Annotated in this window: 13 protein-coding genes; 8 read left to right on the plus strand and 5 right to left on the minus strand. The window is 68.8% G+C overall.

Annotation, left to right across the window (positions count from 1 at the left end):
- The first annotated feature begins 85 nt into the window (after window positions 1-85).
- From nadB to C556_RS0108590, 3 genes are all read left to right on the plus strand, one after another.
- The gene (gene nadB, locus C556_RS0108580; protein WP_018747833.1) at window positions 86-1,666 is read left to right on the plus strand and encodes an L-aspartate oxidase; all 1,581 of its coding nucleotides are present in this window, start codon (window positions 86-88) and stop codon (window positions 1,664-1,666) included.
- A gap of 155 nt (window positions 1,667-1,821) precedes the next feature.
- Entirely contained in the window at window positions 1,822-2,985 is a 1,164-nt protein-coding gene (locus tag C556_RS0108585; protein WP_018747834.1) for an AAA family ATPase, read from the plus strand.
- The gene (locus C556_RS0108590; protein ID WP_018747835.1) at window positions 2,982-3,443 is read left to right on the plus strand and encodes a hypothetical protein; all 462 of its coding nucleotides are present in this window, start codon (window positions 2,982-2,984) and stop codon (window positions 3,441-3,443) included. Before C556_RS0108585 ends, C556_RS0108590 begins: the two co-directional genes overlap by 4 nt.
- 32 nt (window positions 3,444-3,475) lie before the next feature.
- Here C556_RS0108590 and C556_RS22905 read toward each other — a convergent pair whose 3' ends face one another.
- Window positions 3,476-3,637 (minus strand): hypothetical protein, encoded by a 162-nt coding sequence (locus C556_RS22905; protein WP_157236033.1) that lies wholly within the window; start codon window positions 3,635-3,637, stop codon window positions 3,476-3,478.
- Between the two features lie 34 nt (window positions 3,638-3,671).
- A complete protein-coding gene (locus C556_RS22910; protein WP_157236035.1) occupies window positions 3,672-4,004 on the minus strand; it encodes a hypothetical protein in 333 nt (110 codons plus the stop codon).
- Window positions 4,005-4,097: 93 nt separating this feature from the next.
- Between C556_RS22910 and C556_RS19830 the strand changes: the two genes are divergently transcribed.
- The 4 genes from C556_RS19830 (at window position 4,098) to C556_RS0108615 (ending at window position 7,572) form a co-directional block, all read left to right on the plus strand.
- Complete coding sequence (locus tag C556_RS19830) at window positions 4,098-4,559, plus strand: organic hydroperoxide resistance protein (RefSeq protein ID WP_018747837.1); 462 nt, start codon at window positions 4,098-4,100, stop codon at window positions 4,557-4,559.
- Window positions 4,560-4,679: 120 nt separating this feature from the next.
- Window positions 4,680-7,028 carry a heavy metal translocating P-type ATPase gene (locus C556_RS0108605; protein WP_018747838.1) on the plus strand — a complete coding sequence of 783 codons (2,349 nt, stop codon included), beginning with the start codon at window positions 4,680-4,682 and terminating at the stop codon, window positions 7,026-7,028.
- A gap of 39 nt (window positions 7,029-7,067) precedes the next feature.
- Window positions 7,068-7,277 (plus strand): heavy-metal-associated domain-containing protein, encoded by a 210-nt coding sequence (locus tag C556_RS0108610; protein WP_018747839.1) that lies wholly within the window; start codon window positions 7,068-7,070, stop codon window positions 7,275-7,277.
- The gene (locus C556_RS0108615) at window positions 7,261-7,572 is read left to right on the plus strand and encodes a metal-sensitive transcriptional regulator (RefSeq protein WP_040430834.1); all 312 of its coding nucleotides are present in this window, start codon (window positions 7,261-7,263) and stop codon (window positions 7,570-7,572) included. The genes C556_RS0108610 and C556_RS0108615 overlap by 17 nt, the downstream gene beginning before the upstream one ends.
- Before the next feature lie 108 nt (window positions 7,573-7,680).
- Here the strand turns inward: C556_RS0108615 and C556_RS19835 are convergent, their stop codons facing one another.
- The 3 genes from C556_RS19835 to C556_RS0108630 form a co-directional block, all read right to left on the minus strand.
- Entirely contained in the window at window positions 7,681-9,816 is a 2,136-nt protein-coding gene (locus C556_RS19835; protein ID WP_211214698.1) for a putative bifunctional diguanylate cyclase/phosphodiesterase, read from the minus strand.
- Between the two features lie 272 nt (window positions 9,817-10,088).
- Window positions 10,089-11,909: a M61 family metallopeptidase gene (locus C556_RS0108625; protein ID WP_018747842.1), complete on the minus strand. Its 1,821-nt coding sequence runs from the start codon at window positions 11,907-11,909 to the stop codon at window positions 10,089-10,091.
- A 4-nt stretch (window positions 11,910-11,913) separates the two neighbouring features.
- Window positions 11,914-12,519, minus strand: coding sequence for an RNA-binding S4 domain-containing protein (locus tag C556_RS0108630; RefSeq protein ID WP_245559227.1), 606 nt, complete (start codon window positions 12,517-12,519; stop codon window positions 11,914-11,916).
- Here C556_RS0108630 and C556_RS22915 point away from each other — a divergent pair.
- Window positions 12,518-13,279, plus strand: coding sequence for a substrate-binding periplasmic protein (locus C556_RS22915; protein WP_018747844.1), 762 nt, complete (start codon window positions 12,518-12,520; stop codon window positions 13,277-13,279). The two genes, C556_RS0108630 and C556_RS22915, sit on opposite strands and share 2 nt — an antisense overlap.
- Window positions 13,280-13,379: the final 100 nt, after the last annotated feature.

Raw genomic sequence — 13,379 nt, forward strand, 5'->3', positions numbered from 1 at the left:
CTTTTCCCGTTGTGTCGGCGCCCCGCGCAGGCCCGCTCTGTTATATTCGCTGGCTTCACAATTCACCAGTGAAAATGAACACGCCATGCAGCAATTCGACGTTCTGATCATCGGCAGCGGCCTGGGCGGCATGACCATCGCCCTCAACCTGGCCGACACGCTGAAAGTAGGTCTGGTCACCAAGCGCGCGCTGCGCGACGGCGGCAGCGGCTGGGCCCAGGGCGGCATCGCCGCCGTGCTCGATGGCCAGGACAGCATCGAGCTGCACATCAAGGATACGCACGTGGCCGGCGCCGGCCTGTGCGACGCCGACGCCACGCGCTTCATCGTCGAGCACTCGCGCGATGCCATCGACTGGCTGATCGACATGGGCGTGCCGTTCACCCGCGACCAGGGCGGCGAGACCAGCTACCAGGGCTTCCACCTCACTCGCGAGGGCGGCCACAGCCATCGCCGCATCATCCACGCCGCCGACGCCACCGGCGCGGCGGTGATCGACACCCTGGCCAAGAAGGTGGCGGCGCACCCCAATATCACGGTGCTGGAAAACCACATCGCGCTCGATCTGATCACCGCCGCCAAGCTGGGTCAGGACGAGCCGCGCGCCTGGGGCGCCTACGTCTACGACATCGAGCACGACCGGGTGAAGACCGTGCTGGCCGGGCAGACGGTGCTGGCCACCGGCGGCGCGGGCAAGGTGTATCTCTATACCAGCAACCCGGACGTCTCCACCGGCGACGGCATCGCCATGGGCTGGCGCGCCGGCTGCCGGGTGTCGAACATGGAATTCATCCAATTCCATCCGACCTGCCTCTACCACCCCGACGCCAAGTCGTTCCTGATCACCGAGGCGGTACGCGGCGAGGGCGGCATCCTGCGTCTGCCCGACGGCACCCGCTTCATGCCCACACACGACGAGCGCGCCGAGCTGGCCCCGCGCGACGTGGTGGCCCGCGCCATCGACTTCGAGATGAAGCGCGGTGGCCACGACTGCGTCTACCTGGACATCAGCTACAAGCCCGCGGCCTTCGTGATGGAGCACTTCCCCACCATCTACCAACGCTGCCTGGAACTGGGCATCGACATCACCAAGCAGCCGATCCCGGTGGTGCCCGCCGCGCACTACACCTGCGGCGGTCTGGTGGTCGATCTGGTGGGACACACCGACCTGCCCGGCCTGTACGCAGTGGGCGAAGTGGCCTGCACCGGCCTGCACGGCGCCAACCGGCTGGCGTCCAACTCGCTGCTCGAATGCATGGTGGTCGGCAAGGCCGCCGCCGCCGACATCCTGGCCGCCGGCAAGGTCACGCTGCCGCAGGTGCCCGAGTGGGACGAAAGCCGCGTCACCGACCCGGACGAGGAAGTGGTGATCTCGCACAACTGGGACGAGCTGCGCCGCTTCATGTGGGACTACGTGGGCATCGTGCGCACCAACAAACGGCTGGAACGCGCGCTGCACCGCATCCAGTTGCTGCAAGGCGAGATCCAGGAGTACTACAGCAACTTCCGCGTCTCCAATGACCTGATCGAACTGCGCAATCTGGTGAGCACCGCCGAGCTGATCGTGCGCTGCGCCATGGCGCGCAAGGAAAGCCGTGGCCTGCACTACAGCCGCGATTATCCGGGCATGCTGCCGCAGGCCGAACCGACCATCCTGAAGCCGTAGGAACCGGGCGGGCGACGCCAGCGCCCTGCCCTTCCGCGTCACGCAGGCCGGCAAGTTCCGTATGGTGGTTGCCGGCCTGACGCCGCCCCCGGCAGACCCGCCTTGATCCCGGCGCGATTACCGTCGCGCCTCGCCGTCGCCGAACGAGGTTCCGCTTGCTGACCACCCTCGCCATCGCCAACTACCGTTCGCTGCGCGCGCTGATCCTGCCGCTGACGCGGCTCAACCTCGTCACCGGCGCCAATGGCAGCGGCAAATCCAGCGTCTACCGCGCGTTGCGGCTGCTGGCCGAGACGGCGCAGGGCGGCGTGGTGCCCAGTCTGGCTCGCGAAGGCGGCCTGTCCTCCACGCTGTGGGCCGGGCCCGAAACGCTGTCGCGCGCCATGAAGCGCGGCGAGGTGCCGGTGCAGGGCACCGTGCGCTGCGAGCCCGTCAACCTGCGGCTGGGCTTCGCCTGCGACGACTACGGCTACGCCATCGATCTCGGCCTGCCCCCGCCGGTGCCGCGCACCTTGTTCCAGCACGATCCGCAGATCAAGCGCGAGTGCATCTGGGCCGGCCCCATATTCCGCGAAGCCAGCCTGCTGGCCGATCGCCGCAACGGCGTGCTGCGGCTGCGCGAGGGCCGTGCCTGGCAGGTGCTGCACCAGAACGTGCCCAGCTTCGACAGCATCTTCAGCCAATGCGCCGACCCGCGCGCCGCGCCCGAAGTGCTGACATTGCGCGAGCGCATCCGCGGCTGGCGCTTCTACGACCATTTCCGCAGTGACGCCGACGCACCGGCGCGCCAGCCGCAGATCGGCACCCATTCGCCGGTGCTGGCCAACGACGGCGCCAATCTCGCCGCAGCCTTGCAGACCATCCGCGAGATCGGCGACGCCGAGGCGCTGGATGCCGCCATCGACGATGCCTTTCCCGGCGCACGGCTGGAGATCGACGTGTTCGAGGGACGCTTCGCCATCGCCATGCGCCAACCCGGCTTGTTGCGGCCGTTGCGCGCGGCGGAGCTGTCCGACGGCACCTTGCGCTACCTGCTGCTGGTCGCCGCGCTGTGCTCGCCTCGCCCACCCGGCCTGCTGGTGCTCAACGAGCCCGAGACCAGCCTGCATCCCGACCTGCTGCCGGCGCTGGGCAGGCTGATCGCCCTGGCCGCGCACGACACCCAGGTGCTGGTGGTGTCGCATGCCGCGCGCCTGATCGCCAGCCTGGAGCGCAGCGACGACTGCCAGTCGCTGCACCTGGAAAAGGAGCTGGGCGAAACCCGCATCGCCGGGCAGGCGCCGCTGGACCAGCCACCCTGGCACTGGCCGGCAAGATGATCCCCGCGCTGGTGCTGCATACCCGCTGGCTGCTGTCGAGCTGGATGGGTGGACGCTCGCTCGGCCCGCTGGTGATGATCCGCCCGGAACATCGTGGCGACGCGGCGCTGCTGGCGCACGAACTGGAGCACACCCGCCAGTGGTGGTGGCTGGCCGCACCGACCTGCGTGCTCGCCTTGTTGCTGGCGCTGCTGCCGGGGCTGGCCGACTGGCGGCCCTGGTGCGGCGCGCTGGCCGCGCTGGGACTGGTGTTGCAGGGCATCCTCTACCTGCTGGTGCCGTCCTATCGTCGCTGGTCCGAAGTGCGCGCCTACCGCGTCAACCTGGCACTCGCCGACCCGGCCGATTTCGAGCGCACCCTGCGCTTCGCCGCCCACGCACTGGCCCACCATTACTGGCTGCGGCTGAGCGAGGACGAAGCGCGGCGCCTGCTGCTCGATCAATCCAGAAGCAGGTAAAAGCGCCGCCGGGCATGCCGCTTTTTACACGGTCAGACCCCCAGGTCGTCGCTGGCATCGCGGCGCTGCCGCTGCCGTTGCTCGCTGACCGTCGGATCGGATGCCACGTAATTGCCCTCCCCGCGCTCGCGGGCCGACGGATCATCGCAGCGCCCCCGCTCCACCGCGGTTTCATCGACTAAGAGCCTGTTCAAGACCTTTTCGCGGCAGCGCCGGGCCGGAAAACGGTCAGGCACAAGGCGTATGACGCAGGCAATAACGAGTTATTACCAAGGAGTACAACGCAGTGGATGGCCGTTTTCCGGCCCGGCCCTTCGGGTTCGGGGCATTGCCGGCGCACGGCTGCGTTGCACGCCGCTCACGGTATTCATACCGCCGCGCGTCCTGCGCCTTGCCGCGCACCGGCACTGCCCCGAACGCTGTCGTGAAAAGGCCTTGAACAGGCTCTAAGCTTTCGCTGTCGACATGATCCACCCGCCGCGGGCGGACCCGATGTTCGCGGTCGGCCGCGTCGCTGGCCACCGCTTCGCCTGCGGGGTGGTTCGGGAACGAAGCTTGCATGATCGGCACCTCATCGCAGTCCTTCCGGCACATGCCGGCGCCCTGGCCGATGCAAAGGCCGTGCCGGCGTGCCCACCACTCACAGGAGCATCCATGAGCGACATTCTGTATACCGCGCAAGCCACCGCCCACGGCGGTCGCGAAGGCAGCGTGAAATCGTCCGACGGCGTCCTCGACCTGAAGCTGGCCGTGCCCAAGGAACTGGGCGGGCCGGGCGGCGCCGCCACCAACCCGGAGCAATTGTTCGCCGCCGGCTACGCGGCGTGCTTCGAATCGGCGATCCGTTTCGTCGGGCGGCAACGCCACGTCAAGTTCGACGACGTGCAGGTCACCGCCGAGGTCGGCATCGGCAAGCGCGACGCCGGCGGCTTCCAGCTGGCGGTGAAGCTGACCGCCGCCTTTACCGGCCTGGAATACGCCCAGGCCAACGATCTGGCGCAGGCGGCGCACCACGACATCTGCCCGTACTCGCACGCCACGCGCGGCAACGTCGAGGTTACGGTGGCGGTGACCGGCGCCGACGGCCAACCGTTGCCGGCCACCAACGCCAGTTGATCGGCCCCGGCATGGCGCGCACCCACCGCGCCATGCCCTGCCCCGCCGTTCACCGGGAAGGCTTGCCAAATACCCCCCGGGGGTTCAATATACCCCCACACCGTATTTGAGAAAGCCATCATGAACCGGGAAATCACCCTGCCGATCTCAGGCATGAGCTGCGCCGCCTGCGCCACCCGCATCGAAAAAGTGCTCAACCGTCAGCCGGGCATGCAGGCCACGGTGAACTTCGCCACCGAGACCGCGCATATCGCCCTGGAAGGCGACGCCACCGCCGCGCAGGCGCAGGAAGCGATCCGCAAGGCCGGTTACGACGTGCCCCGGCAGACGCTGGAACTGGCCATCGACGGCATGACCTGCGCCGCCTGCGCCACCCGCATCGAAAAAGTGCTGAACCGCCAGCCGGGCGTCACGGCCACCGTCAATTTCGCCACCGAGACCGCCCACCTGGAATTCGCCGCTGGCGCCATCAGCGAGCAGGATGCGGTGCGCGCCGTGGAAAAGGCCGGCTACCAGGCGCGGGTCCGCACGCTGGATACCCCCCCGGTGCATGACGACGGCGCACTGCGCCGCGCCTGGTGGTCGTTCGGCATCGCCGCGGTGCTGACCGCGCCGCTGTTGCTGGAGATGGTCGCCATGTTCGGCGGCGGCCACGAGCTGGTGCCGCGCAACCTGCAACTGCTGCTGGCGACACTGGTGCAGTTCACCGTCGGCCTGCGCTTCTATCGCGGCGCCTGGCACGCCCTGCGCGGCGGCGCCGCCAACATGGATGTGCTGGTGGCGCTCGGCACCACCATGGCCTGGGGCTACAGCGCCGTGGTCACGCTGACCGGCGCCCATCACCAGCACGTCTACTTCGAGGCCAGTGCCGCGGTGATCACGCTGGTGATCCTCGGCAAGCTGCTGGAGGCCCGCGCCAAGGGACGCACCGCCGGCGCCATCGCCGAACTGCTGGCACTGCAACCCAAGACTGCGCGGGTGGAACGCGACGGCAAGCTGCTCGACCTGCCGATCGGCGACCTGCGCCCCGGCGACGTGGTGGTGATCCGCCACGGCGAACAGGTGCCGGTGGACGGCGAGGTGCTGGAAGGCCAGGCCGCCATCGACGAAGCCATGCTCACCGGCGAATCGGTGCCGGTGCCCAAGAGCGAGCGTGACAAGGTCTACGCCGGCACCCGCAACGTGGACGGCATGCTCAAGGTGCGCGCCACCGGCGTCGGCGGCACCACGCAACTGGCCGAGATCGTGCGACTGGTGGCGCAGGCCCAGGGCTCCAAGGCACCGATCCAGCAATTGGCCGACCGGATTTCCGCCGTGTTCGTGCCGGTGGTGGTCGCCATCGCCGTGGTCACCTTCGGTGCGACCTGGTGGTGGACCGGCGATTTCGCCACCGCGCTGATGCACGCCGTGGCGGTACTGGTGATCGCCTGCCCCTGCGCGCTGGGTCTGGCCACGCCGACGGCGGTGATGGTCGGGGTCGGTCTGGGCGCGCGCCACGGCATCCTGTTCCGCAATGCGGAGGCCCTGGAGGCGGCCGGCAAGCTGGACGTGCTGGTGGTGGACAAGACCGGCACCCTGACCGAGGGTCGCCCCGCCGTCACCGCCGTGGTGCCGGCCGCCGGGCTGGATCAGGCCACGCTGCTGCGGCTGGCCGCCAGCGTCGAGGCCGGCTCCGAGCACCCGCTGGCCCGCGCCGTGCTGACCCGCGCCGAAGCGGATGGGCTGGCACGCCAGCCGGTGAGCGATTTCACGGTCGAAGCCGGCCACGGCCTGTCGGGCCGGGTGGATGGGCGGATAGTGCGGGTCGGCACGCCCGACTGGACCGTGGCGCTCGACGACGCCGGCCGCGCCGAGGTGGCCCGACTGGCCGCCAGCGGCCAGACCGTGGTCAGCGTGGCAGTCGATGATCGATTTGCCGGCCTGATCGCACTGGCCGACGCGGTGCGCGCCAGCTCTCGCGATGCCGTGGCGGCACTGCAACGACAAGGCGTGCGCGTGGTGATGATGACGGGCGACAACGCCGAGACGGCAGCAGCCGTCGCCCGCCAGCTCGGCATCGACGACGTGCGCGCCGGGGTGAAGCCCGCCGACAAGGCCGGCGCGGTCACTGCCTTCAAGCAGCAGGGCCGCGTGGTGGCGATGGCCGGCGACGGCGTCAACGATGCGCCCGCGCTGGCCGCGGCCGATGTCAGCTTCGCCATGCGCTCGGGCTCGGACGTCGCCATCGAGGCCGCCGACATCACCCTGATGCACAACGATCTGGCGCACGTGGCGGCGGCGATCTCGCTATCGCGCGCCACGGTGAGCAAGATCCGGCAGAACCTGTTCTTCGCGTTCTTCTACAACGTGCTGGGCATTCCGCTGGCGGCGTTCGGCCTGCTGTCGCCGGTGATCGCCGGCGCGGCGATGGCCGCGAGTTCGATCTCGGTGGTCAGCAACGCGCTGCTGCTCAAGCGCTGGCGCGGCTGAGCCACCCCACTTTCCTCCCCAACCCCAGGAGCATTCACCATGGAACAGATCAATATCGGCATTTCGGGCATGAGCTGCGGCGGCTGCGTGGCGTCGGTGACCCGCGCGTTGCAGGCGCTCGAAGGCGTCACCGAGGTCGCGGTCACGCTCGATCCGGGCGCGGCCAAGGTCACTTTCGACCCGGACGACACCGACCGCCGCACCATCGAAAGCGCCATCGAGGACGCCGGCTATGACGTCGTCCGCTGACGAGTGCTGCGCCGGCCATGACCCGCGTCACGTGGCGCGCGACAACAAGCCCGCGCTGATCAGCCGGCTGAACCGCATCGAAGGCCAGGTGCGCGGCATCAACAAGATGGTGGCGGAGGATCGCTACTGCATCGACATCCTGACCCAGATCGCCGCCGCCAAGTCGGCGCTGGACAGCCTGGGGATGCAGTTGCTGGAAGCGCACGCGCGCGGCTGCGTGGCCAACGCCATCCAGGCCGGCGACGGCGCGGCGGCCATCGACGAATTGATGACGGTGCTGCGCAAGCTGGGCTGATGCCCGCGCAAACGATCGCGGCGCCCGAGGGCGCCGCGATCGTTTTGGCTTGTTACCGCCCGCGTTCCGATGCGGGCGCCGGCCCGCGCATGCGGCGATCCCGCCCGCTCAGCCGTTGTCCGGCGCGCGCACGCCCGACAGCTGGTGCAGCACCTCCGGCAGCGTATCGGCGTCGTAGACCGACATGTCCGGCGGGGTATACGGCAGCATCGGCGTAGCCAGGTACCAGCGCGCGAACTCCTCGGCCGGCATCGGCTTGGCCACCAGGTAGCCCTGCGCCTCGTCGCAGCCCATCACCGCCAGCGCCTGCCACGCCGATTCGGTCTCGACGCCCTCGGCCACCACCTGCAAGCCCAGGATGTGCCCCAGCTCGATGATGGAACGCACGATGGAGACGTTCTCGAACTTGTAGTCCAGCGCCTGCACGAACGAGCGGTCGATCTTCAGCTCGTGCACCGGCATCTGCGCCAGATAGGCGAACGACGAATAGCCGGTACCGAAATCGTCGATCGACAGGCGCACGCCCAGACGACGCAACCGCTCCAGGTTGCCCATCAGCTCCACCTGCCGGCTCATGCCGCCGGTCTCGGTGATTTCCAGACACAGCCGCGACGGGTCCACCTGCAACCGCAGCAGCGCGTCCTCGACGAAATCGACGAAGGTGGCATCCTCGGCATCGCTCATGCCGACGTTCACCGACACCGCGATGCAGATGCCGTCGCGCTCCCACTCGACCGAGCGCTTGAGCACGTCGTCGATCACCCACTGGGTGATGGCGCGCAGCCGGCCGGTCTGTTCGGCGAACGGAATGAAATCGCCCGGCGGAATCCAGCCGCGCTCCGGGTGGCGCCAGCGCACCAGCGCCTCGGCGGCGTCGATCTCGCCATCCTTCATCCGCACCTTGGGCTGGTAGCACACCACGAACTGGTTCTCGGCCACCGCGTTGCGCAGGTCCGACAGCAGCGCCAGCTGGGTCTGGCGGTTCTGCTCCAGGCCGGGGTCGTACAGCGCGTGGCTCTGGTGCTGGCGCTTGGCGGCGTACATCGCCACCTCGGCGTGCCGCAGCAGCAGATCGCCGGAATCGCCGTGTTCGGGGTACAGGGCCACGCCCATGCTGGCGCCCAGCTCCAGCCGCTGCCCCGCCACCACCACCGGCTGCGCCAGCATGGCCTGGATGCGCGCCAGCCGCTCGGGCAGGCGGCGCAGGTCGGTTTCGGGGAACAGCACCGCGTATTCGTCGCCGGACAGCCGCGCGCAGACCTCGCCGGCGCTGCCCAGCGCGCCGGCCAGCCGCCGCCCCAGCGCGGCAATCGCGGCATCGCCCACCTGATAGCCCAGGTAGTCGTTGATGTACTTGAACTGGTCGAGGTCGAACAGCACCACGGCGAAGTGCGCTGGTTCACCCACCAGGTGGCTTTCGATGGCCTCGATCAGCCGGGTGCGATTCGCCAGCCCGGTCAGCGGATCGACGAAGGCCAGCCGCAGCATTTCGCGCTCGCGCTCGGCCACCGCGCCGCTCATGGTGTTGAAGCTGGTGGCCAGCTGGCCCAGTTCGTCGCCGCTGCGCCACGCCACCCGTGCGCTGTAGTCGCCCGCCTCGATGCGCCGCACGCCGGACACCAGCGCCTCCACCGGGCGCGACAGCTGCCAGGTCAGCAGCAGCGACAGCATCAGGCCGACGCTGAAAGTGGCCAGGCCGATGAACAGCGACTGCCGCAACGCGCCGCGCAGCTGGCTGGCGATGTAGCCGGTGCCGACATCGGCGCCGATCAGATAGGGGCGGCCATCGGCGGTGACGCCGGGCACGAACAGCGAGCGGAATTCGCCATAGGCATCGCGGTATTCGACGAAGCGCGGCTGGCCTTCGGCCAGGATGTTCTTCAGGGTGGAGATGGGCCCGCTGTACGGCGTGAAGTAGCGGCCGTAATGGCCGCGCTGCACCTCGGCCGGGGTGGCGCTGTCCATCAGGTAGACCAGCCGCTCGCCCACCGGCATGAAGACGTAGAGGTAGCGCAGGCCGACGGTCTGGCAATAGCGGTCGAAGTCGGACAGCAGGCGGCGATACTCCGCGCTGCCGATGGCCCCGGGCGCGGTGGCCCGGTCGAAGTAGTCGCGCGGCAGCATCAACGGCGCCGCGGCGGTGGCCGAATGCAGGCGCCGATCGACCTCCTGCCGCACCGCATCGGACTTCAGCGAGTAGATGTAGAAGCTGTACGCGCAGGTGGCCGCCAGATTGATCAACACGAATACGGCCAGGATCTTGCCCCGTATCGTGCTGGCGAAGCCCCATCCCCTTGGTCTCGTCATGCTGGCGTTTGCCTCTTCGTTCGGCGTTCCGTGGGCCGGTCGCTCTTGGGCTGGTCGATGGCTGCGATCGACCAATGACATTTGCATGTCTGCGTGTAAGGCAAGTCAGTGTAGCAGTAACACCTGGCGATCCAAGCGGTATGTTGTAAGCCGTCGCCGCGGCGCAACACGCCCACCGCCGGGCGACAAAAACATACACAAACGACCGTTTATGCGCTACCCAGCCAGGCACGCCGCCGCGCCAGCGCCGCATCGTCGGCGCCTGTGCTCGTCCGAAGTCCCCAGGTGTCGGCGACGGCGGCTGTCAGCATCAGTTCGCGTTCGATCAGCTCATCGCGGCGGAAGGCGTGCGCGACCACGCGGCTGCCGGCCGGCCAACTGCCCAGGTGCGCGTCGAGATTGCCGGCGTTCACCCGCAGGCCGTCCAGCGCGACCAGTACGTCGCCGGCCGACAGACCGGCGACATGGGCGGCTCCGCCCTCCAACACGTGGGTCAGCTTGACGCCGCCCGCCTCGGCCGCCACCCGCGCGCCCAGGCTGTTGCCGGCGCCGCCGGGGGCCAGCTCCTTCCAGCCGCCCTTGTCGGCGCCGCCCGCCATCGGCCGCAACTGACTGTCGATGCCGAACCGGCCCAGCAGTTCGGGCAGCGGCAGCGCCTCGGTGCTGCGCAGCGCCTGCTCGAAGAAATCGGCGAGATCCAGCCCCGCCGCCTCGCTGGCGACACGCTCCCATTCGTCTTCGGCCACACCCTGACCGTGGACCTCGAAGTTCATGCCAAAGCGGCGCCACAGCGCGCGCATCACGTCGTCCAGGCTGCGCGCGCCGTCGCTGCGCAGGCGGATGGTCAGGTCGAGCGCGGCGGCCGCCAGCGCGCCCTTGGTGTAGTAGCTGACCAGCGCATTGGGGCTGTTCTCGTCCTGGCGGTAGTACTTCACCCAGGCGTCCAGGCTGGCCTCCTCCAGCGTCTGCTTCAGCCGGCCCGCGCCGCGTTGCACCTGGGTCATGGTCTGCGACAGCAGCTCCAGGTAAGAGGCGACCGGGATCAACCCGGCGCGCAGCAGGGTCAGGTCGTCGTAATACGAGGTGATGCCCTCGAAGGCCCACAGCAGGCGGGTGTAGCTTTCGCGGTGCAGGTCGTAGGGTGCGTAGGCCGCCGGCTTGATCCGCTTGACGTTCCAGCTGTGGAAATACTCGTGGCTGCACAGCCCCAGGTATTGGCGATAGGCCGGGCGCAACTCGGTATCGTGGGCGCGCGGCAGGTCGTCGCGCGCCGCCATCAGCGCGGTCGAGGCGCGGTGCTCCAGCCCACCGTAGCCATCGCCGGTGACCATGGTCATGAACACGTAGCGCGGGAACGGCGCCGGCTCGCCGAACAGGCGGATCTGGTATTCGCAGATCTTCTTCAGGTCGCGCTTGAGCCGCTTGAAATCGGCACGGTGCCGCCCGGCGATGACGATCTGGTGTTCGACGCCGCAAGCCTTGAAGGTGTCGCTGGCGAAGTCGCCCAACTCTACGGGATGGTCGATCAGTTCGTCGTAGCTGCCGGCACGATAGCGGCCGAACTCGCCGGCCTTGGCGCCATCGGCCGGCAGGCTGGTGGCGACGCGCCATGGCTTCTGCGCCTTGCCCTTGGGCGCCACCAGCTTCACCCGGCACGGCCGCGCCTCCTGCCCCGCCACCGCCAGGAACACCGCGGTGCCGTTGAAGAAGCCGCGCGTCTCATCCAGGTAGGCGCCGCGCACCGACAGGTCGAAGGCGTAGACCCGATACTTCACCGTGATCGGGCCGGCGGCCGGCGGCAGCTGCCAGCGATGCTTGTCCAGCTTGGTCACCGCCAGCGCCGCGCCGTCGGCGTTGCCGGCCTCCAGCGCAACGATATGGCGGGCGAACTCGCGGATCAGGTAGCTGCCGGGAATCCACACCGGCAGCCATAGCACCTGCCCGGCCGGATCCGGCTCGGCAATGGTCAGCGTGACGTCGAAATAGTGGCCGGACAGGTCGGCGGGCGCGATGCGGTAGTCGATCGTCATCGGATCAATCCTTGAACTGTTTGCGGTCGAACTGGTGGAGCTGCCGGCGCCACTTCTTGGTGGGGCGGCCTTTGGACAGCGGATGGTCGAACTGGGGCGCGAGTTCCCGTTCCAGCGTGGTGGCTTCGCGGCGCGCGGCGCTCTGCTCGGTTTCGCGGTACAGCGTGCGCGCGATGTCGGCGCCGCCGCGCCGGTCGGACAACGCCATCACCTCGACTTCGAACTCGCCGTGCGGCACCTGGATGCGCAGCAGGTCGCCGATCCTGACCGAGCGCGCCGGCTTGGCGCGCTCGCCATTGAGATGGACATGGCCGCCGTCGATGGCGTCGGTGGCAAGCGAACGTGTTTTGAAAAAACGCGACGCCCACAGCCATTTGTCCAACCTGACCTTTACGTCGTCGCTCATATGCAGATGTAATACGCTCCGCACTGTCCATCGCACGGCGGGACGGCGAAGCGGCTCCAGGGGAAATGAACCAGCGCAGATGGTACTACGCCATTGCTGGCTGCGCGTTTCGGCCTCGCCGGGACGCGCGACGCCAGCGGCGGACGACGACTCCACCATTCCCAGGGCCGCCATGTCCCGCTTCCGTCTTGTCGTCCAGGTCATGCTGCTCCTGCTGCTCGCCCACCCGGCGCGCGGCGAATCGCTGACATTGGGCAACGGCGAATGGCCGCCGTACTTCTCGGCGTCGCTGCCGGGCCAGGGCAGCTTTTCGCGGATCGTGCAGGAGGCGCTGCGGCTGGAAGGCATGCAGGTCCAGTACGTGTTCCAGCCCTGGAAGCGCAGCCTGGAACTGGCAAGGGCCGGGGAACTGGACGGCTCGGTCGGCTGGATGAATACGCCGGAGCGCCAGCGCGCCTTCGTGGTCAGCGTGCCCATCCTCGACTCGGAGTGGGTGGTGTTCTACCGGCGTGGCCATCCGGTGGACGGCGCGACCGATCTCGACGCCCTGGCCCGGCTGCGTTGGGGCGCCACGCTGGGCTACGACTACGGCGAACGCCTGAACGGGCTGTTCCGCCGCCGCGGCGTGCAAGTGGAGTACACGCCCCGCGACGAACAGAATCTGGCCAAGCTGGCGGCGGGCCGCATCGACGCCTTCGTGATGGAGCGCGAAGTGGGCCTGATGATGCTGGCGCAAATCCCATCCCGCCAGGCCATCGCCTACGATGCCACCCCGGTGTTCAGCCGGCCGCTGCACGTGATGTTCTCCCGCAGCCGCCCCGATGCCGACCTGTGGGCCGCCAAGCTGGCGCGCGGCGTGGAGCGGCTGCGCAACGACGGCCGCCTGGCACGCATCGTCGAGGAAGGCCGCCAGGCCGCACTGACGGCCGCGCCACAGGCCGTCGAGCCCTCGCCCAGACGCTGAAACGTATCAGCCCTTTACCCCCGGTTATCGCGACAACCGAAATCAAGTTCGATTACGGGGGGCCGTTCTCCTGCGCCGCCCTGTCCCGTCCTCCCCGGCG

Origin of the sequence: Chitiniphilus shinanonensis DSM 23277, assembly GCF_000374805.1 — a bacterium.
GTDB lineage: Bacteria > Pseudomonadota > Gammaproteobacteria > Burkholderiales > Chitinibacteraceae > Chitiniphilus > Chitiniphilus shinanonensis.

What these genes read in the sequence shown, in the direction of transcription:
- C556_RS19830 (WP_018747837.1), top strand. Translation starts at nt 4,098, where the DNA reads ATGAGCGACATTCTGTATACCGCGCAAGCCACCGCCCACGGCGGTCGC.
- C556_RS0108630 (WP_245559227.1), bottom strand. Translation starts at nt 12,519, where the DNA reads ATGACCTGGACGACAAGACGGAAGCGGGACATGGCGGCCCTGGGAATG.
- C556_RS0108625 (WP_018747842.1), bottom strand. Translation starts at nt 11,909, where the DNA reads ATGACGATCGACTACCGCATCGCGCCCGCCGACCTGTCCGGCCACTAT.
- C556_RS22910 (WP_157236035.1), bottom strand. Translation starts at nt 4,004, where the DNA reads ATGCAAGCTTCGTTCCCGAACCACCCCGCAGGCGAAGCGGTGGCCAGC.
- C556_RS22915 (WP_018747844.1), top strand. Translation starts at nt 12,518, where the DNA reads ATGCTGCTCCTGCTGCTCGCCCACCCGGCGCGCGGCGAATCGCTGACA.
- C556_RS0108590 (WP_018747835.1), top strand. Translation starts at nt 2,982, where the DNA reads ATGATCCCCGCGCTGGTGCTGCATACCCGCTGGCTGCTGTCGAGCTGG.
- C556_RS0108605 (WP_018747838.1), top strand. Translation starts at nt 4,680, where the DNA reads ATGAACCGGGAAATCACCCTGCCGATCTCAGGCATGAGCTGCGCCGCC.
- nadB (WP_018747833.1), top strand. Translation starts at nt 86, where the DNA reads ATGCAGCAATTCGACGTTCTGATCATCGGCAGCGGCCTGGGCGGCATG.
- C556_RS0108615 (WP_040430834.1), top strand. Translation starts at nt 7,261, where the DNA reads ATGACGTCGTCCGCTGACGAGTGCTGCGCCGGCCATGACCCGCGTCAC.
- C556_RS0108610 (WP_018747839.1), top strand. Translation starts at nt 7,068, where the DNA reads ATGGAACAGATCAATATCGGCATTTCGGGCATGAGCTGCGGCGGCTGC.